Origin of the sequence: Agrococcus sp. ARC_14 (assembly GCF_022436485.1) — a bacterium.
GTDB lineage: Bacteria > Actinomycetota > Actinomycetes > Actinomycetales > Microbacteriaceae > Agrococcus.
This window is the reverse complement of record NZ_JAKUDO010000001.1, coordinates 733,368-751,422: the sequence shown is the minus strand read 5'-3', so window position 1 is coordinate 751,422 and position 18,055 is coordinate 733,368. Positions and strand designations below refer to the sequence as shown.

Genomic DNA, 18,055 nt, shown 5'->3' with positions numbered 1-18,055 from the left:
CCTAACCGGGCAGCTGCTCCTCCTGCGGACCGGCCGAGCTGACTCGGCGGCGCCGGGTCTAGGCTCCCACCATGGTCTCGGGAATCGCGGCACTCATGCTCTTCGCCGCGCTCGGCGCCGGGCTGCTGCTCATCGCGGGCGGCATCGTGCTGCTGGTGCTGGGTCTGCGGCGCCACGACGACTCGACGTCTCGGCCGTTCCTCGCGCTGGGCGTCGGCCTGCTCATCGTCGGCTCGGTCGTGCTGCTGCCGTCGCTGTTCCTGGTGGCAGGGATGATCACCGGGCTCGGCTGAGGCACAGCGGTCGAGAAGCGCAGCGACTCAGCGGCCCCTCAGCCGATCGATCTCGCGGCGCTCGCGGCTCGACGGCCGGCCCGCACCTCTGGGCCGATGCGGCACCTGCGCAGAGTCGATCGCGCTGGGTCGAGGAGGCGAGCGATCCTCGATCGCCGCGGCGGCCGCGGGGGCGCCGACCCGCTTCGCGAGCAGCTGCCGCGCGATCACGATGCGGTCGAAGCCGTGGATGCGCACGCGCACCTCGTCGCCGATGCGCACGGGCTGCGAGGCCTTCGCCGGGTTGCCGTTGACGCGCACGTGGCCGCCGCGGCACGCTTCCGTGGCTGCCGCTCGCGTCTTCACGAGCCGCACGGCCCAGATCCAGACGTCGACGCGCGCGCGATCGCTCATGCCCCGGCCAGCACCTCCAGCACGGCCTCGCCGTAGCGCTCGAGCTTCGACTCTCCGACGCCCGAGATGGTCGAGAGCTCGACGACCGTCGCGGGCTTGCGCTCGGCGATCGCCGCGAGCGTCTTGTCGTTGAAGACGACGTAGGCAGGCACGGCCTGCTCCTTGGCGGTCGCGGCTCGCCACGAGCGCAGCGCCTGGAAGATCCCCTGCTGCGCGTCGTCGAGCTCCAGCGTCGATGCCGAGCGCTTCGCAGCCTTCGCCGGCGCCTTCGCCTCGTGCCGCAGCCGCACCTGCCGGTCGCCCGCGAGCACCGCGGCCGACGCATCCGTCAGCGCCAGCACGCCATATTCGCCCTGCACCTGCAGCAAACCCTGCGCGAGCAGCTGCCGCACGATGCCTCGCCACTGAGTAGCAGGCAGATCGCCGCCGATGCCGTAGGTGGCGAGCTGATCGTGACCGAAGCGGCGGATGCGCTCGGTGTCGGCGCCGGTGAGGATGTCGACCAGGTGCCCGGCGCCGTAGGACTGTCGACGCTCGCGCAGCAGCCGCACGATGGTGGAGAGCAGCTTCTGCGCCGGCACGGTGCCGTCGTAGGCGTCGGGCGGGCTCAGGCAGGTGTCGCAGTTGCCACAGCGCTCGCTCGACTCGCCGAAGTAGGCGAGCAGCTGCACGCGCCGGCACTCGACCGTCTCGCACAGCGCGAGCATCGCATCGAGGTGCATCGTCTGGTTGCGCTTGCGCTGCGCGTCGCCGACGCCCTCAGCGATCATGCGGCGCTGCTGCACGACATCCTGCAGGCCGTAGGCGAGCCAGGCGACCGAGGGCTCGCCGTCGCGGCCAGCGCGACCGGTCTCCTGGTAGTAGCCCTCGATCGACTTCGGCAGATCGAGGTGCGCGACGAAGCGCACATCGGGCTTGTCGATGCCCATGCCGAAGGCGATGGTCGCGACCATGACGACGCCGTCCTCGCGCAGGAACCGCTGCTGGTTGGCCCCGCGCACCGCCGCATCGAGACCCGCGTGGTAGGGCAGCGCGTCGACGCCCTGGGCGCGCAGCCACTCGGCCGTGGCCACGACGGACTTGCGCGAGAGGCAGTAGACGATGCCGGTCGCGCCGGGGTGCTCGTCGCGGATGATGCGCAGCAGCTGCGCCTTCGCATCCTGCTTCGGGGCGATGCGGTACTGGATGTTCGGGCGGTCGAAGCTCGAGACGTACACCTGCGCATCGCGCAGGCCCAAGCGCTCGACGATCTCTGCGCGCGTCTCTGCGGTGGCGGTCGCGGTGAGCGCGACGCGCGGCACATCGGGCCAGCGCTCCCCCAGCACCGACAGCTGCAGGTAGTCGGGGCGGAAGTCGTGGCCCCACTGGCTCACGCAGTGCGCCTCGTCGATCGCGAACAGCGCGATCGGCGCCGCATCGAGCAGGCTCGTCGCCACCGGCAGCCGCTCTGGCGCGAGGTAGAGCATGTCGAGCTCGCCCGCCAGCAGACGCCGCTCGACCTCGCGCCGCTCGTCGATCGACTGCGTGGAGTTGAGGTACGCGGCGCGCACGCCGAGCTGCTCGAGCGCGTCGACCTGGTCGTGCATGAGCGCGATGAGCGGGCTGACGACGACGCCGGTGCCCTCGCGCACGAGCGACGGGATCTGGTAGCAGAGGCTCTTGCCGCCGCCGGTGGGCATGAGCACCACCGCGTCGCGCCCGGCGACCACGTCGTCGATGATCGCGGCCTGCTGATCGCGGAACGCGTCGTAGCCCCACACGCGAGTGAGCGCCTCGAGCGGGGTCGCGGCCTTGGCGGATGCGGCGACACCCGGCGCGCGGGCGGCCTGCGGTCGGGTGGCGGTGCGGGTCGGTGCGCTCGCGCCTTGCCCCCCTGCGCCGGCGAGCACGGGTGCGTCGTCGTCGCCCGGTGGCAGCCAGCCGTCATCGGGCGCGTCGAAGTCGCCCCAGGGCTCGGGTGCGTCCTCGTCGCCAGGCGGAGCCCAGCCGTCCTGCGTCGCGTCCGTCACGCGTCCCCCTTCGCGGCCGTCAGGCATCCAGCCTAGGTGCGACGACCGACGCGGGCGGCCGCGCTCCAGGCGGTTGTGGATCGCTCGGGCGCTGACCGGTCAACTCGCTCGCGCCCGCCGCTCCGCCTGTGCCGCCAGCGTCAGCAGCGGCCCGATGCGCGCGTCGTCGTCGGGTGCGCCGAGCTCGCGCTGCGTCAGCCACACTGCCGTGCGCCGCGTGCGCGGGTAGACGTACAGTGCCGTGCCCGTGCCGCCGACCCAGCCGTAGCGGCCGAGCACCTCCCACGGCTGGCGCTCGACGACATCGACGGAGCCGCCGAGCGACCACGACTGCCCGCCCAGGAACACGTCGCCGGGATCAGAGGGCGCGCCCGGCGCGAGCAGCCGCGCCACCGCCCGGCTGCTGAGCACCCGCGCGCCATCCGCCTCCCCGCGGCCGCAGAGCATCCGCCCGAATGCGATCAGGTCGTCGACCGTCGACACCAGCCCGCCGGCGCCCGACTCGAACGCGATCGAGCCCGCCCAGGCGCCATCGGGCGGGTCGGCGAGCTCGAGCCCGGCAGCACCGGGTCGGTACGAGGTCGCGGTGCGCGCGATCTGGTCCGCGCGCAGCCGGAATCCCGTCTGCCGCATGCCGAGCGGCTCGAGCAGGAGCTCGGCGAGCACCTCGCCAAGGCTGCCTCCGCCCGCGCGCGCCAGCAGCACGCCCGCGATGTCGAGGCCCGTGTTGTACGTCCAGCCCTCGCCCGGCTGGTGCACGAGCGGGAGGCGAGCCGCCTCAGCGAGCCATGCGTCTGCCGCCGGCCACCCCGCCGGGTCGGGCGGGCCCTGACGGAGCCGCTCGCGGAGCGCGACGGCGAGCGGCGTCGAGAAGTCCTGTGCGAAGCCGAGACCACCGCGCAGCGCCAGCAGGTGCTCGACCAGGATGGGTCGCGTCGCCGGTACCGTGTCGTCGAGGGCACCGGCGGGGTCCCGCAGCACGCGGGGCTCGGCGAGCTCCGGCGGCCACGGGGCCACCGGGGCGTCGAGGCGGAGGACGCCGCGATCCACCAGCGCCATCGCAGCGGCGGCGACGATCGGCTTCGTGACCGAGGCGATGCGGAAGACGGTGTCGCGCGACATCGGGGCGCCATCGATCGCCCGCGAGCCCGCGATGGCGACGGATGCGTCGTCTCGACCCGCGATCGCGGCCACAGCGCCCGGCACGTCGTGCATCCGCACCGCCTGGTCGGCGATGCGCTGCACCTGCGCATGCTCCTCCACGATCAGCGGCGGCGCGAGAGCCAGCCCTCGAACGTGATGCGGCCCTTGTGCTGCTCGGTGAAGTTGGCGCCCGAGCGCAGGTAGTCGAGCATCGAGGGCGGGAACGGCCCGTTGACGATGAGCCCGCGCGCGCCCGTCGCCGCCTGCCAGGCCTTCGCCAGGTCGCGGGAGAGCCGCACCTGCGGGCCGGCGATCTCCACGAAGCGCTTGCCGCTCGGCTCGAGCGCCTCGTCGGCGCACAGATCGGCCACCTCGCTCACCGCGACCGGCTGCATCCGCCCACCGAGCACCACCGGGATCGCGCCGAGCGCGGAGCCCGCCTCGAACTGATCGACCGACCACTCGTGGAACTGCGCGGCGCGCACGATCGAGACCTCGAGCGACGAGTCCAGGTAGGTGAGCTCCTGCTCGCGCTTGCGGCGGTGGTAGGAGAGCTTCGACTGCTCAACGCCCAGGATCGAGAGCACGACGGCTCGCTGCACGCCCGTTCGCTCGGCAGCGGCCACGACGTTGCGCGCGCCGATCGTGAACGGCTTCGGGTCGATCGGGTTGCGCGAGTTGCAGGCGTCGACGATCACCTCAGCGCCTTCGAGCGCCGCATCGAGCCCCTCACCGGAGACGATGTCGGCCTTGAGGCCGGAAGCACCGGCGATGGCCTTGCCGGAGCGCGAAGCGGGGTGCACGTCGGCTCCCCGTCGCGCCAGGGCTCGCACGATGGCCGAGCCCGAGTTCCCTGATCCGCCGATCACGACGATGCGCATGCCTCAACGCTACGCCCGCAGGCGCGCAACGCAAGCCGCCGCACCACACCCCGCCGGCGCACAACGCAAGCCACGCGGCCCCAACACGCGCACGACGGCCCGGATCGCGTGGATCCGGGCCGTCTCTGCCGCAGCGGGCTTGCGTTGTGCATCCGGTGCCCGGGGTCGGGCGGTCGGATGGGGTGGGTCAGTCGGCGATCGCGGGCTCGGCCTGGGTGGGCTCTGCCTGAGCGAGCTCGGCGACGGGCACCGGCGGTGCCGTAAGGGTGTCGAGCAGGTCGTCGCCGGGGCGCACCGGAATCATCGGCGCGTCGATCTCGGCCCGGTCCAGCAGCTGCTGGGTGCGCTTGCGGCGCGCCGGGGCGATCACGGTGACGACACGACCGTCGTTGCCCGCGCGGCCGGTGCGGCCGGAGCGGTGCAGGTAGGTCTTGTACTCGTCCGGCGGGTCGGCCTGCACCACGAGCGCCACATCGTCGATGTGGATGCCGCGAGCGGCGACGTCGGTCGCGACCATCACGTCGACCTTGCCGCGTCGCAGCTTCTCGAGCGAGCGCGTGCGCTTGGCCTGCGTCAGATCGCCGTGCAGGCTGACGGCTGAGATGCCGGCGTCGCTGAACTGCTCGGTGAGCCGATCGGCGTAGGCGCGCGTGCGGGTGAAGACCACGATGCGACCGGGGTTGCGCACGATCTGCTCGAGCACCGCATCCTTGTCGTAGCGGTCGGCAACCAGGATCTGGTGATCGATCGTCGAGGTCGACTGCTCCTCGCCTGCCACCTCGTGGACGGCCGGCTTGGGCAGGAACTCCTTGACGATGGTCTGCACCTCGGCGTCGAGCGTTGCCGAGAACAGCAGCTTCTGGCTGCCCGGCTTCGTGCGGCGCAGGATGCGCTGCACGGGCTCGAGGAAGCCCAGCTCGCACATGTGGTCGGCCTCGTCGACCACTGCGATCTCGACTGCGCCGAGGTTCAGCTTGCGCTGCTCGACGAGATCCTCGATGCGGCCGGGGGTGCCGATCACGATGTCGACCCCACGGCGCAGCCCCTCGACCTGGCTGTCCTGCTTCACGCCGCCGACGATGACGGTGGTGAAGACACCCACCTCGCGGCCCATCGTCATGATCGTGTGATTCAGCTGCTGCGCGAGCTCGCGCGTCGGAGCGAGCACGAGCGCGCGCGGCGCACGGCCGATCTCACGGCGCTCGGAGCGGCCGCGGAGCAGCATCTCGACGATCGGCGCGCCGAAGGCGATGCTCTTGCCGGAGCCGGTGCGGCCACGGCCGAGCACGTCGCGACCCGCGAGCACGTCCGGGATCGTGGCTGCCTGGATCGGGAAGGGCGACACCGCGCCCATCTTCGTCAGCGCGCTGGCGATGCTCTCGCCGATGCCCAGGTCACCGAACGAGACGCCCTCGACGTCCTCCGCTCGGATCGACGTGGCCTCGAGGCGATCGAGGACGACGTCATCCTTCGACTGGAACGGATTCGACTCCTTCGAGGGGTAGTAGGTGCTGTCGCGATGCGGCTGCTCGTCGAAGCGGTCGCGGCGCGGGCGCTCCTCGCGGCGCGGGCGGTCATCGAAGCTGCGTCGCTCCTCACGGCGGGGACGCTCGTCGGAGCGACGCTCGCCACGGTCGTCCCGGCGCGGGGCGCTGTCGTCGCGGCGCGGGGCACGGTCGTCGAAGCGACGCTGGCCCTGCTCGCGGCGGTCGCCGGCACTGCCACCGCGGTCATCACGGCGCGGAGCACGGTCATCGAAGCGACGCTGGCCTGCGCGATCGTCACGGCGGGGCGCGCGGTCGTCAGAGCGACGCTCGCCACCGCGGTCATCACGACGGGGTGCACGGTCATCGAAGCGACGCTCGCCACCGCGGTCATCACGACGGGGTGCACGGTCATCGAAGCTGCGCGGAGCGCGGTCCTCGAAGCGGCGCTGGCCGCCCTGCTCGCGGCGGTCGCCGGCGCCGCGGTCGTCACGACGGGGCGCACGGTCGTCGAAGCGACGCTGGCCCTGCTCGCGGCGGTCGCCAGCGCCGCGGTCGCGGTCGTCGCGGCGCGGCGCGCGGTCGTCGGAGCGACGGTCGCCACGTGCGGGAGCGGCGCTGTAGCCGCCCCGGCCGTTGTGCTCGTCGCGGGCGCGGTCGAAGCCACGGGGGCGCTCACCGCGGTGCAGGCGGTCGTCGCCCTGGTGGTCGCGGCCACCCTGGGCGCCGCCGCGCGTGCGGAACGAAGGGCCGCGCTGGTGGTCGCGGTTGCGCTCCTCCGGCGGCGTCCAGTTCGGGCGAGCCGACGCGGATCGGCCCTGTCCGCCCTGCGGGGCGCCATCGCGGCGGTCGCGCTCGTCGCGGTTCCAGCGGCCCTTCGAGGGCTGCTCCTCGCGGAAGCCGCGGTGGCCCTTGCTCCGGGCACCGGGTCGGCTGGTGCTGTCTCGGTCGTTCGGTCGGTGGGCGCCCTGAGGGCGCGATTCCTGACGTGCCATTGCTCGCATCTCTGTGCGCACGAGAAGAGTGCTCGCGCTGGTAAAGCCGCATTCATCGCGGGGATTCTGGTCAACCGCGAGAGTGCTCGCGGGAACTCCGGCCGCGGCGACACTCCATTGCGACGCACATGCGTCTGTCCCGAGCCGACCTGACAACCTTAGGGCACCGGACTCGTCTGCGATAGGGGCAGCTGCCGCAGCTCAGCCCGGCTGGTCGGTGCCGCGGACGCCGCCGCGCATCACGGATGCGGTCCACTGGCGCCCGTCGAACCAGCGGGACTCCGCCCGCCGGAAGGGATCCGGGTACCAGCTGGGCTGCGCCTGACCGATGCCGGCGGCGAGGCCGATCGGCTGCGGCACACCGTCGTGGGGCGTCGGGCCCGCCTGTGCGTGCTGCGCTCGCTGCTGCGCCTGCCATGCGTCGTAGACGCGTCGCTGAGCCTCTGCGGCCTCCTGCTCGAGCCGGTGGAACTCGGCCGGCGTCGGGATGGGCGGCGGCTGCCGGTCGTCGGCCGCATGCTCGCGGCCGTAGACGTCGCGCTCGGTGCGCTGCGGACGCTGCCCGAACGACGGCGGCTGCGAGGGATGCTGCGGCTGGTGCTGCGAGGGATGCGTCGGGTGGCCCCCGAGCGGGCCGGGCTCTCCTCGGCCGGGCCGCTGCGGAGCCGACGGTCCTGGCCGCGGCCCGAGGTGCGGGGGCTGGGCGAGCGGCGCGCGGTGCACGGGCAGCTCGGCCGAGGGCTGCACGGGGTCGACGCGCGCGCCCTGCTCGCGCCCGAACGGCGATGGCTGCGGCGGCACGGAGCCGGTGGAGCCCGGCGTCGGACCGACGGGCGGCGTGGGCGCGACAGGCGTCTCGGCTGCGGGACTGACGACGCGCACACCGGCCTGCGCGTCTGCGCGCCGCTGCTGGCGCGGCTGGCCGGGCTGGCCCGGCTCGCGCATCGTCGTCGTGGGTGCGGCGGGCTCCGTCGGCTGCTGCAGCACTCGCGCATCTCGGGCCGCGTAGTAGTGCATCGACGAGTCGGCGGGCCACTGGCCGTCGATGCGCAGCATCGAGCCGCCACCCGGCTGCAGCGGCGGCACGAAGGTGAGCCGGGTGCCGGTGCCCGCCGGGGTGCGCAGCAGGATCGTGGCTCCTTCGACCTGGCCGTTCGTGCGCGTGACCGAGACCGTCACGGGCAGATCGCCGGCGGGCACCTGCAGCGTGATGTCGCCCCAGTCGAGCGGCGCGCGCGACCCAGCGATGTCGAGGGTCGGCGGCTGGCGGTAGGCGTCCAGCCGGCCGTCATGCAGGGCGCAATGGACGATCAAGAAGCTCGACACCGGCAGCCTCCTCCGCACGGCCCGTGGGCCGACTCGGGCGCCCCTGCACGGGGCGCCCTCGAACGCGACCTATTCAACCAACGCCACCCACGCATCCGCTGAGAGCCCGGTCAGCGCTCGCTGGCCATCGCGAGCTCGCCGCGCCGCTCAGCCCGGGTACCCGTGCCGCGCCGCACGCGACGGCGCTCGATCGCGCCCTCCACGAGCAGGTAGAGCACCGGCAGCACGATGAGCGTCAGCAGGGTCGACGAGATGAGGCCGCCGATCACGACGATCGCGAGCGGCTGCGAGATGAAGCCGCCCTGCCCCGTGAGACCGGCCGCCATCGGCACGAGCGCGAAGATCGTCGCCGCGGCCGTCATCAGGATCGGCCGCAGTCGGCGCTCCGCACCCTCGACCAGCGCATCGCGCACGCTGCGGCCGCGGTCGCGGTATTGGTTCACGAGGTCGATGAGCACGATCGCGTTGGTCACCACGATGCCGACCAGCATCAGCACGCCGACCATCGACGCCACCCCCAGCGGCACCCCGGTGATGAGCTGCATCGCGATCGCGCCCGTGGCCGCGAAAGGCACCGAGACCAGCAGCAGAAACGGCTGCAGCAGGCTCTTGAAGGTCGCGACCATGACGACGTAGACGAGCAGGATCGCGACCAGCGCAGCGATCCCGAGCTGGGTGAACGCATCCGTGATCTGGGTGGCGACGCCGCCGATCTCGGCGGTCGCTCCGTCAGCGAGGTCGAGCTCGTCGAGCGCTGTCTGCAGACTGGTGGAGACGCCGCCGACATCCGCCGCGTCCGGCGTGACGGTGACGGTCGCGGTGCGGTTGCCATCGCTCGTCGAGATCGAGACGGGGCCGGTGATCTCGCTGACCTCTGCGACGTCCGAGAGCGGCAGCGGGCCGGTGGGGGTCGGCAGCTCGAGCTGGCGCAGCTCGGCGAGCGTCGCGGCGGGCGCGATCGGGTCGAGATAGATGCGCACGAGCGAGCCGTCCAGCTGGATGTCGCCCACCGGCGTCGGCTGCATCGCCTGGGCGACGAGGCCCGAGACCGCTGCCTCGCTGAGGCCGAGGCCCGCCGCGACCTCGCGGTCGACCGCCACCTGCACGAGCGGCTGGGCGCCCTCGAGCGAGTCGGTCACCTGCGCGACGCCGTCGATGCCCGAGACGGCCTCCGACACGGCCGCGGTGGCCTCCTCGACGGCCTCGGGCGTCGGCCCCTGCACCTCGACCGTGATGTCGCTGCCGCCCAGGCCAGCCGATTGGCCGACCGAGACCTCGCCGACGGCGTCGTCGCCGAGCTCGATGATCCGCTCGCGCAGCGCCTCCATGTCGGTGCCATCCTCGGCGATCACGCCGTAGGAGATCGAGCCGCCGCCACCCCCGCCGGTGAAGGCTGCGAACTGCCCGCCGCCGGCAACGGTCGCCGAGACCGTGTCGACGCCCTCGACCCCCTGCAGCTGCGCCGAGAGATCCTCCGCCGCGGCGAGCTGCGTGTCGAGCGAGGCGCCCGGCTCGAGCTCCTGCGAGAGCTGCACGGTCGTCTGGCCGTCGTCGCCGAGGAAGTTGATGGCCATGAGCGGCACGGCCGCGACGCTCGCGCCGAGGATCGCGACGGCGCCGACGAGCACGAACCACGGCTTGCGCAGCGTCGCCATGAGCACGGGGCGATAGGCGCGCCGCAGGCGGTCGGGCCGCTCCTCGAGGTCCTCGGGCTCCTCGTCGGAGTCGGCAGCCTGCGATGCGCGCACTGCCGGCACGACGGGGGCGGCGGATGCGCGGCGGCGGCCGAAGAGGCCGCGACGGGTGGGCTGCGCGGTCGCCGCCGCGGCCTCCGACTCGGCCAGCTCGATCGCCCTGGCCTCGGCCTCGAGGATCTCCTTCGGGCGCTTGAGCAGCCAGTAGGCAAGCACCGGCACGATCGTCAGCGCGATCACGAGCGAGGCGAGCAGCGCGATCGTCACGGTGAGCGCGAACGGCCGGAACAGCTCGCCTGTGATGTCGCTCACGAAGGCGAGCGGCAGGAAGACGATGACCGTGGTGACCGTCGACGCCGTGATCGCGCCCGCGACCTCACGCACCCCATCCAGGATCGCCTTCGTCTTCGAGGCCTGGAACGCCATGTGCCGCTTGATGTTCTCGATCACCACGATCGAGTCGTCGACGACACGGCCGATCGAGATCGTCAGCGCGCCGAGCGTGAGCACGTTGAGCGAGAAGCCGGCGCCCCACATGCCGATGAACGTCATGAGCACCGACATCGGGATGGAGATGGCCGTGACGATGGTCGAGCGCAGCGACCACAGGAAGATGAGGATGACGATGACGGCGAAGACGAGGCCGAGCACGCCCTCGACCGCGAGCGCCTCGATCGAGTGCTCGATGTAGGGCGCCTGGTCGAGGATCGTGGTGATCGAGGTGCCCTCGCCGAGCTCCTCCTGGATCGCCGGCAGCAGCTCCTGCACGGCGTGGGAGACGTCGACCGTGTTGGCCGCCTGCGTCTTCGTGATCGACAGGATGATCGCGGGCTCGCCGTCGACGAGCGCGATCGAGGAGACGGGATCTTCGGTGAGCGCGACATCGGCCATGTCGCCGATCGTGGTCTCGCCGTTCAGCGGCAGCGCCTGCACGTCGGCGACGGAGCCGAGCCGCTCGCCGATCTGCACGCTGAGCGTCTGCCCGTCGTCGTCGACCGTGCCGCCGGGCAACAGCTGGCCGTGCTCGTCGATGGCGGTCGAGATGTCCTGCCGCGACATGCCCGCGGCGGCGAGCGCGGTGTCGTCCGGGCTGATGGTGATGCGCTGGCCGGGGGCTCCCTGCAGCTGCACCGCTCGCACACCCTCCGTGCGCTCGAGCTGTGGCACCGCGACCGTCTCGATGCGGTCGACGAGCGCGGCGACGTCGTCGCCGCCGCTGATGGCGATCTGCAGCACCGGGAAGTCGGCGATCGAGCCCGTCAGCACCGTCGACTCGGCGCCCTCCGGCAGCTGCCCAGCGATGCGGTTCACGGCCTGCTGCACGCGCTGCTCGGTGGTCGGGATGTTGATGCCGTACTCGAACTGCGCGACGACGACGCTCGAGCCGGTCGACGAGGTGCCGGTCGTGCCCTCGAGCCCCGGCACCGACTGCACCGCCTGCTCGATGGGCGCCGTGACGTCCTCGTCGATGATCTCCGGGCTCGCGCCCTGCATCGTCGTGGTGACGACGACCGCAGGCAGCTCGAGCTCTGGCGTGAGCTCGGTCTTCAGGCTCGACAGCGCGACGCCGCCGAAGATGGCGATGCAGATCGTGACGAGGGCGACGAGCGCCTTGTTCTTCATGCTGGCGAGCGAGAGCAGATGCACCTGCCGATCCTCCCACCAAGCGGATGAGGGGCGGATGGAGGTGACCTCGCATCCGCCCCTCATTTCTCTATGAGTCGCCTAGCGCCGGCGCCGCTCCGCGAACGCCCGCATGGCGTCGCGCACGTACTCCGCGCCCTCCCGGCCGCCGTAGTTGGCGCTGAACCGGTCGTCCTCGACGTACATGTCGCCGAGGTTGACGAAGTACTCCAGGTCGGGCTCGGCCTGTTGCCAGCCAGCGCCGAGCCAGCGGTAGTGACGCTCGACGAGCGCCTGCACCACATCCGAGTCGGCGGGCTCCTCGGCCTTCTTCGCAGCTTCGTAGCCGGCGGCGATGTCGAGGTGCTCCTGCATGTGGGCACGCTTGTCCTGATCGGACATGCGCTTCCACCAGTCCTGGCCTCGCTTCCACGCGTCGGCGCCCCAGCGCTCGGTGACCTCCTGCTCGTACTGGCTCTGATCGAACCCGTCGAGCGCTTCCTCTGCCGTCATGGCGGTTCCCTTCTCTCGTGCCCGCAACGTCTGCTCGACGGCGCGGATCTGCCGCTGGATGCGTGTCGCCTCTCGCTCGAGGTCGACGAGGTGCGCCGCGAGCGCCTCCTCATCGGATGCGCGCTCGAGGCTGTCGGCGATCGCGGGGATCCCCACGCCCAGCCCGCGCAGCAGCAGGATGCGCTGCAGTCGGGCGAGCGACGCCTCGTCGTACCAGCGCATCCCTCCCGCATCGGTACGGGCAGGTTCGAGGATCCCGACGGCGTCGTAGTGCCGCAGCGTGCGGCTCGAGACACCGGCGAGCTTCGCGATGCGCTGGATCGACCACTCCATGTCCACGACGCTAGAGGTTGACGCAACGTCAATGTCAAGGCCTCGCGTCGCGACGCGCCGGCGACGCTGTCTCGCGGCCCTTCGCCTCTCCTCGCAGCCCGGCATCCCTGCTCTCGCTGGGGCGCCTTCGGCCCGGGGACCCGCTTGCCGTCCAGGGACCCGTTGCAGCAGGTCCCCGGCTCGCGAGCGGGTCCCCTGACAGTCGTCCACAGGCGGGCGGATGCGCGACGCGCGATCGCGGGAGACCGTGCGACCGTGCGGTCATGGAACATCTCGATGGCGGGCAGGGCGATCGGCTGCGTCCGATCCGCACGAGCGAGATCCTGGCAGCCGATCCCTGGTCGGTGCCCGAGCGGGACGACGGGCTCGCTCGGATCCGTCGCGGCTTCTACGTCGACTCCCGCGGGCTCGAATCGGCGACGCCGGAATCGAGGTACTGCGCCCGCATCGCCGCGGTGGCCGCAGCGCGCGATCACCCGACCTTCGCGCTCGAGTCAGCGCTCGCGCTCCATGGAGTGCCGTTCGGTGAGGACCCGGCTCTGGTGTTCACCGCGGGCGACACTCGAACTGCCGGCAAGAAGGCGGGCGTCAGCCATTCCCGGGGCGAGCTGGATCCCGGGGACGTCACCCACGTCGGCGGCCTGTTGGTGTGCTCCCTCCCCTATGCGCTCGCCGACGTCGCTCGTCGTCGCGATCCGCTGGTGGCGGTCGCCGCGATCGACAACGCGCTGCGGTCCGGCGCGGTGCAGCGGGAGGCGCTGCTCGAGGCGCTCGATCGCCAGGGACGGCGTGGCCGGGCAGCCGCGACGTGGGCGATCGGGTTCGCCGACGCGGCCGCCGAGTCGGTCGGCGAGTCCTACAGCCGAGTGCGCATCCATCAGCTCGGATTCGCGCCGCCGCAGCTGCAGCCGTGGGTGACCGGCCGCAGCGGCAAGCGATATCGGCCGGACATGCGCTGGGAGTTCGCCGAGCGCCGCCCGCTGCTCGGCGAGTTCGACGGCATGGTGAAGTACGGCGAGCTCGCGGACCGCGAAGGCCGGAAGGGCGCGCAGGCGCTCGCCGTGGAGAAGGCGCGCGAGGACGACCTGCGCTTCGCTGCAGACATGCTGCGCTGGGTCTGGGCCGATGTCATGCAGCCGGCTCGCCTGGAGCGGCTGCTGCTCGCGCACGCGGTACCGCGGCTGCGTCCCGCCTCGCCCGCGCTCCGCTCGCTGCGCTGACCACCGACCCGCGCACCCTGCTCGCCGGCCCTCGCCGCCCTCGCCGCCCCTCGCCGCCCCCACGCTCGTAGATCCGTCTACCCTCCTCCACAGCCGACCTCACCCATCCCTGACCTCGTCACCGGGACCCGCTCGCCGGGCGGGGACCTGCTGCAACGGGTCTCCGCTCGGCGACAGGGTCCCCGGAGCAGTCAGCGACGGGGGCGGGCGGGCGGGCGGCCTACGCTGGGCGAATGCTGCTGCGATCCGTGCTCGCCGTGCTCGTCGGCGGCGCGCTCGGCACGGCAGCGCGCGCGCTGCTGCAGGAGGCGATCCCCGACTGGTGGCTCCTGTTCGCCGTCAATGCGCTGGGCTCCGCAGTGCTGGGCATCTCGGTCGCCGCGCTCGCCGACGCTCCCGCCTGGCTGCGGCACGGCATCGGCGCGGGGTTCCTCGGCGGCTTCACCACCTTCAGCGCGGTTGCCGTGGCCAGCGTGACCGCGTCTGCCAGCACGGGCGGCTTCGCCACGATCGTCCCCGCGCTGCCGGGCATCCTGCTGGCGCTCGGCATGCTCGGAGCCTGCATGCTCGCGGCGTGGTCCGGGCTCGCGCTCGGTCACCGGCTCGCGAAGGGCAGGGCCGCATGAGCCCGCTCGAGCTGCTGGGGGTCGCGCTCGCAGGCGGCCTGGGTGCCGTCGTGCGCTTCCTCGCCGGCGCGCTCGCTGGCGACCGGCCCGTGCGCGCCACGATCGCCGTCAACATCGTCGCGAGCCTCATCGCCGGCTTCTGCTCGAGCCTGCTGCCGCTCGACGCCACCTGGCAGGCCATCCTCGTCACCGGCTTCTGCGGCGGCCTCTCCACCTACTCCGCGTTCGCGACGCAGGCGGTCGAGCAGCTCGAGCGCCGCCGCGGCGGCCACGCCTTCGCGACGCTCGCGGTGACCCTCGTGGGCGGCGCGATCGCCGCATCCCTCGGCATCCTGCTGGGGGCCCTGCTCGTGCCGGCGGTCGCGGCCTGACGCGAGCGAACTCCTATCCCCAGTCATGGCCGGTGCACAGCCGCCAAGCACCGTCGATGCTACGATGCAGGTTGGACTTATATCGCAGTTCTCACACCGTTCGTCGACTTGCACGTCGGCGCCGTCCGCAAGGGGGGTCCAGCATGGGTCGTGGTCGCCAGAAGGCAAAGCACACCAAGATCGCGCGCGAGTTGAAGGCTTACAGCCCGAACATCAACTACTCCGTGCTGCAGCAAGAGCTGGGGAGCGCACCCGCGAACGACGAGCTCGTCGACAAGTGGGCCGACTACGCCGAGTACGACGGCGATGGCGATGCCGACGGCGACGACTTCGCCGACGACGTCCAGCACGGCCGCAGCGCCTGACGCAGGTGCTCTGATCGACACGCGCTCGGCCCCTCGAGCGCAGCGTCGCCGAACCTGGCGCCGCGCATGAGGCGAAGGAGCCGATCGTGACCTCGCACGCGATGACCAAGGGCAAGTCGCCGATCACGAACGGGCAGGGCGCAGAGGCGACCGAGATCGGCAGCCACGCGACGGCCACCGCCCCGGTCTTCGAATCGCTGTCGGTGCTCGACCTGTTCAAGGTCGGCATCGGCCCCTCCTCGTCGCACACCATCGGCCCGATGCGTGCCGCCCTCGACTTCATCGGGCAGGCGGATGCCTCCGGCAGGTTCGCAGACATCGTGCGGCTGCGCGTCGACCTGCTCGGCTCGCTCGGCGCCACCGGCTCGGGCCACGGCACGGACACCGCCATCATGCTCGGGCTCTCCGGCCTCGCGCCCGACACCGTCGAGACCCCCCAGATCACGGCGACGCTCGAGGCGATCCGCAGCAGCGGCGAGCTCTCGATCGGCGGCCGCCTCACGGTGCCGTTCGACGAGGCGAAGGTGTTCGTCTTCCGGCCCCTCACCGTGCGCCGCGAGCACCCGAACGCGCTGCGCATCACCGCCTACGACGCATCCGACGACGTCATCGCGAGCGCTGGCTACTACTCGATCGGCGGCGGCTTCGTGATGCGGCACGACGAGGGTGACGTGCTCGCCCCCGTGCCGGCCCCCGCCGAGCAGCTGCACCCGGTGCCCTATCCGTTCACGCACGGCGACGAGCTGGTCGCGCTGTGCCGTGAGACCGGGCTGTCTGTCGCGGAGCTCATGCTCGAGAACGAGGCCGCCTGGCGCACGCGCGAGGAGACCATCGCGCAACTCGAGCGCATCTGGGTCGTCATGCAGGAGTGCGTCGCCAACGGCATCGAGACGCCAGGCGTGCTGCCGGGCGGGCTCGACGTGAAGCGGCGCTCGAAGGAGTGGCACGCGAAGCTGCTCGAGCGCGACGCGGCACCCAAGCAGGGCAGGCCCGACCTGCTCGAAGGCATGGAGTGGGTCAACCTCTACGCGCTCGCCGTCAACGAGGAGAACGCCGCGGGCGCCCGTGTCGTGACGGCGCCGACGAACGGCGCGGCCGGCATCATCCCCGCCGTCATGCACTACGCCGACCGCTTTGCGAACTGCGTCGACGACGAGCTGTCGTGGCAGGTGCGCTTCCTGCTGGTGGCCGGCGCGATCGGCATCATCATCAAGTCGAACGCCTCGATCTCTGGCGCGGAGGTCGGCTGCCAGGGCGAGGTCGGCTCGGCATGCGCGATGGCTGCCGGCGGCTTCGCGGCGGTGCTGGGCGCGACGCCGGAGCAGATCGAGAACGCCGCAGAGATCGGCATCGAGCACAACCTCGGCCTCACGTGCGACCCGATCAAGGGCCTCGTGCAGATCCCCTGCATCGAGCGCAACGCGATGGCGAGCGTCAAGGCGATCAACGCGGCGCGCATGGCGAAGCAGGGTGACGGCACGCACTACGTCTCGCTCGACACCGCCGTCGAGACGATGCGCCGCACGGGCGCCGACATGAGCGACAAGTACAAGGAGACGGCGCTCGGCGGTCTCGCCGTGGCCTACATCGAGTGCTGACCGGCGCGGCGAGCTGAGGGCGCGCACCGCAGACGACGAAGGGCCCGCCGATCGGCGGGCCCTTCGTGCGAGTGCTCGGTGTGGCTCAGTAGCCGTACTGGCCGACCGACGCCGCGATCGTCGCGAAGATGATGATCGGGACGACCACGGTCCAGAAGACGATGTTCCAGATGAAGCCGAGGATCGAGATCACGAGGCCCCAGATGGCCATCGTCTTGGCCGCGGGCTCCTTGGCGAGGCCGATGCCCGAGAGCACACCGCCGGCGATCGCGTTGAGGAAGATCGGGATGATGATGCTCGAGATGCCGAGGATGAGGCCCCACATCGAGAGCGTCTTCTTCGTCGATGCGGCCGCAGCGTAGCCGTACTGCGACTGGCCGGTCGGCTGGTAGGCCTGGTAGCCGCCGCCGGCGGGCTGCTGAACGGGCTGCTGAGCGGGCTGCTCAGGGGGCGTGTAGGTCATGACAATCCTCGCGTGATGGGAGCTGAGTGCAGGGGGACGCGTGCTGCGCCACAGAGAGCCTAGGCCCCGACGCCGGGAACCGGCTGAGATCGGCGGATGCCGCGTCAGGCAGCGGCCGCCATCAGGAGCGCCCCGAAGAACGCCACGAACGGCAGCAGGTAGAACAGCAGCACGAACAGCAGGCCGATCGCGGAGGCCACCATGCCCACGATCGCCAGCGTCCTGCCTGCCGGCTCTCGCTTGAGCGCGAGGAAGCCGAACACGATGCCGATGATCGGCACGACCACGAGGGTCCAGGCGAACAGGAACGAGCACACACCGAGCACGAGCGCGGTGATCGAGAGGCCGCGCGCGGGCAGCGGGGCATAGATGTATGCCGGCGCCTGGTAGACGGGCACGCCGTATGGCGTCAGGCTCGAGGCCTGTGCCGCGGCAGGGTGGATGAGCGGGGCATCGCGGCCGTCGAAGGCGGCGTAGGGCGCAGCGGCGGGCAGGGCGCCCGGCGGCGCGTACCGGGGCGTGGGCTGCTGTGTTGAGGCCGCCTGCGGCACGGCAGGCTGCTGGGCGGCGTGCAGCGGCCGTGGCTGCTGCTGGATCGGCTCCTGCGCAGGCGGCGACTGCTCTGCGATCGACCGATCGTGAGGGCGGAATCGGTCGGCATCCGACGGCATCCGGCACCCCCTTCAGAGTCGTCGCGCGGCGGCCCGTGCACGCAGAGGCCCGAG

At 72.0% G+C, this 18,055-nt stretch carries 17 protein-coding genes; 7 read left to right on the top strand and 10 right to left on the bottom strand.

Annotation, left to right across the window (positions count from 1 at the left end; genetic code table 11):
- Positions 1-71: 71 nt before the first annotated feature.
- The gene (locus MKD51_RS03785; protein WP_240238336.1) at positions 72-293 is read left to right on the top strand and encodes a hypothetical protein; all 222 of its coding nucleotides are present in this window, start codon (positions 72-74) and stop codon (positions 291-293) included.
- Positions 294-320: 27 nt separating this feature from the next.
- Here the strand turns inward: MKD51_RS03785 and MKD51_RS03780 are convergent, their stop codons facing one another.
- The 5 genes from MKD51_RS03780 to MKD51_RS03760 form a co-directional block, all read right to left on the bottom strand.
- Positions 321-686 carry a S4 domain-containing protein gene (locus MKD51_RS03780; protein ID WP_240238334.1) on the bottom strand — a complete coding sequence of 122 codons (366 nt, stop codon included), beginning with the start codon at positions 684-686 and terminating at the stop codon, positions 321-323.
- Positions 683-2,446 (bottom strand): DNA helicase RecQ, encoded by a 1,764-nt coding sequence (recQ, locus tag MKD51_RS03775; protein WP_240240812.1) that lies wholly within the window; start codon positions 2,444-2,446, stop codon positions 683-685. The genes MKD51_RS03780 and recQ overlap by 4 nt, the downstream gene beginning before the upstream one ends.
- A 348-nt stretch (positions 2,447-2,794) precedes the next feature.
- Positions 2,795-3,940 carry a serine hydrolase domain-containing protein gene (locus tag MKD51_RS03770; protein WP_240238333.1) on the bottom strand — a complete coding sequence of 382 codons (1,146 nt, stop codon included), beginning with the start codon at positions 3,938-3,940 and terminating at the stop codon, positions 2,795-2,797.
- 20 nt (positions 3,941-3,960) lie between these two features.
- Positions 3,961-4,719 (bottom strand): NAD(P)H-binding protein, encoded by a 759-nt coding sequence (locus MKD51_RS03765; RefSeq protein ID WP_240238331.1) that lies wholly within the window; start codon positions 4,717-4,719, stop codon positions 3,961-3,963.
- A gap of 187 nt (positions 4,720-4,906) precedes the next feature.
- Positions 4,907-6,064, bottom strand: coding sequence for a DEAD/DEAH box helicase (locus MKD51_RS03760; RefSeq protein ID WP_240238329.1), 1,158 nt, complete (start codon positions 6,062-6,064; stop codon positions 4,907-4,909).
- Positions 6,065-6,238: 174 nt separating this feature from the next.
- Between MKD51_RS03760 and MKD51_RS03755 the strand changes: the two genes are divergently transcribed.
- Positions 6,239-7,351, top strand: coding sequence for a hypothetical protein (locus tag MKD51_RS03755; RefSeq protein WP_240238327.1), 1,113 nt, complete (start codon positions 6,239-6,241; stop codon positions 7,349-7,351).
- A gap of 48 nt (positions 7,352-7,399) precedes the next feature.
- Here the strand turns inward: MKD51_RS03755 and MKD51_RS03750 are convergent, their stop codons facing one another.
- The 3 genes from MKD51_RS03750 to MKD51_RS03740 all read right to left on the bottom strand — a co-directional run bounded on the left by MKD51_RS03750 (position 7,400) and on the right by MKD51_RS03740 (position 12,687).
- Complete coding sequence (locus MKD51_RS03750; protein ID WP_240238325.1) at positions 7,400-8,524, bottom strand: DUF2510 domain-containing protein; 1,125 nt, start codon at positions 8,522-8,524, stop codon at positions 7,400-7,402.
- A gap of 110 nt (positions 8,525-8,634) precedes the next feature.
- The gene (locus tag MKD51_RS03745) at positions 8,635-11,865 is read right to left on the bottom strand and encodes an efflux RND transporter permease subunit (RefSeq protein WP_240238323.1); all 3,231 of its coding nucleotides are present in this window, start codon (positions 11,863-11,865) and stop codon (positions 8,635-8,637) included.
- A 78-nt stretch (positions 11,866-11,943) separates the two neighbouring features.
- A complete protein-coding gene (locus tag MKD51_RS03740) occupies positions 11,944-12,687 on the bottom strand; it encodes a MerR family transcriptional regulator (protein WP_240238321.1) in 744 nt (247 codons plus the stop codon).
- A 263-nt stretch (positions 12,688-12,950) separates the two neighbouring features.
- Here MKD51_RS03740 and MKD51_RS03735 point away from each other — a divergent pair, with 263 nt between their 5' ends.
- The 5 genes from MKD51_RS03735 (at position 12,951) to MKD51_RS03715 (ending at position 16,867) form a co-directional block, all read left to right on the top strand.
- The gene (locus tag MKD51_RS03735) at positions 12,951-13,907 is read left to right on the top strand and encodes a hypothetical protein (protein WP_240238319.1); all 957 of its coding nucleotides are present in this window, start codon (positions 12,951-12,953) and stop codon (positions 13,905-13,907) included.
- Between the two features lie 233 nt (positions 13,908-14,140).
- Entirely contained in the window at positions 14,141-14,533 is a 393-nt protein-coding gene (locus MKD51_RS03730; RefSeq protein WP_240238317.1) for a CrcB family protein, read from the top strand.
- Entirely contained in the window at positions 14,530-14,904 is a 375-nt protein-coding gene (locus MKD51_RS03725; RefSeq protein ID WP_240238315.1) for a CrcB family protein, read from the top strand. The genes MKD51_RS03730 and MKD51_RS03725 overlap by 4 nt, the downstream gene beginning before the upstream one ends.
- Positions 14,905-15,047: 143 nt before the next feature.
- Positions 15,048-15,269 carry a DUF3073 domain-containing protein gene (locus MKD51_RS03720; RefSeq protein ID WP_240238313.1) on the top strand — a complete coding sequence of 74 codons (222 nt, stop codon included), beginning with the start codon at positions 15,048-15,050 and terminating at the stop codon, positions 15,267-15,269.
- An 86-nt stretch (positions 15,270-15,355) separates the two neighbouring features.
- Positions 15,356-16,867 carry an L-serine ammonia-lyase gene (locus tag MKD51_RS03715; protein WP_240238311.1) on the top strand — a complete coding sequence of 504 codons (1,512 nt, stop codon included), beginning with the start codon at positions 15,356-15,358 and terminating at the stop codon, positions 16,865-16,867.
- An 85-nt stretch (positions 16,868-16,952) separates the two neighbouring features.
- On the opposite strand, the gene MKD51_RS03710 is transcribed toward MKD51_RS03715, so the two are convergent.
- Positions 16,953-17,330 (bottom strand): hypothetical protein, encoded by a 378-nt coding sequence (locus tag MKD51_RS03710; protein WP_240238309.1) that lies wholly within the window; start codon positions 17,328-17,330, stop codon positions 16,953-16,955.
- Positions 17,331-17,434: 104 nt separating this feature from the next.
- Entirely contained in the window at positions 17,435-18,001 is a 567-nt protein-coding gene (locus tag MKD51_RS03705; RefSeq protein WP_240238307.1) for a DUF4190 domain-containing protein, read from the bottom strand.
- Positions 18,002-18,055: the final 54 nt, after the last annotated feature.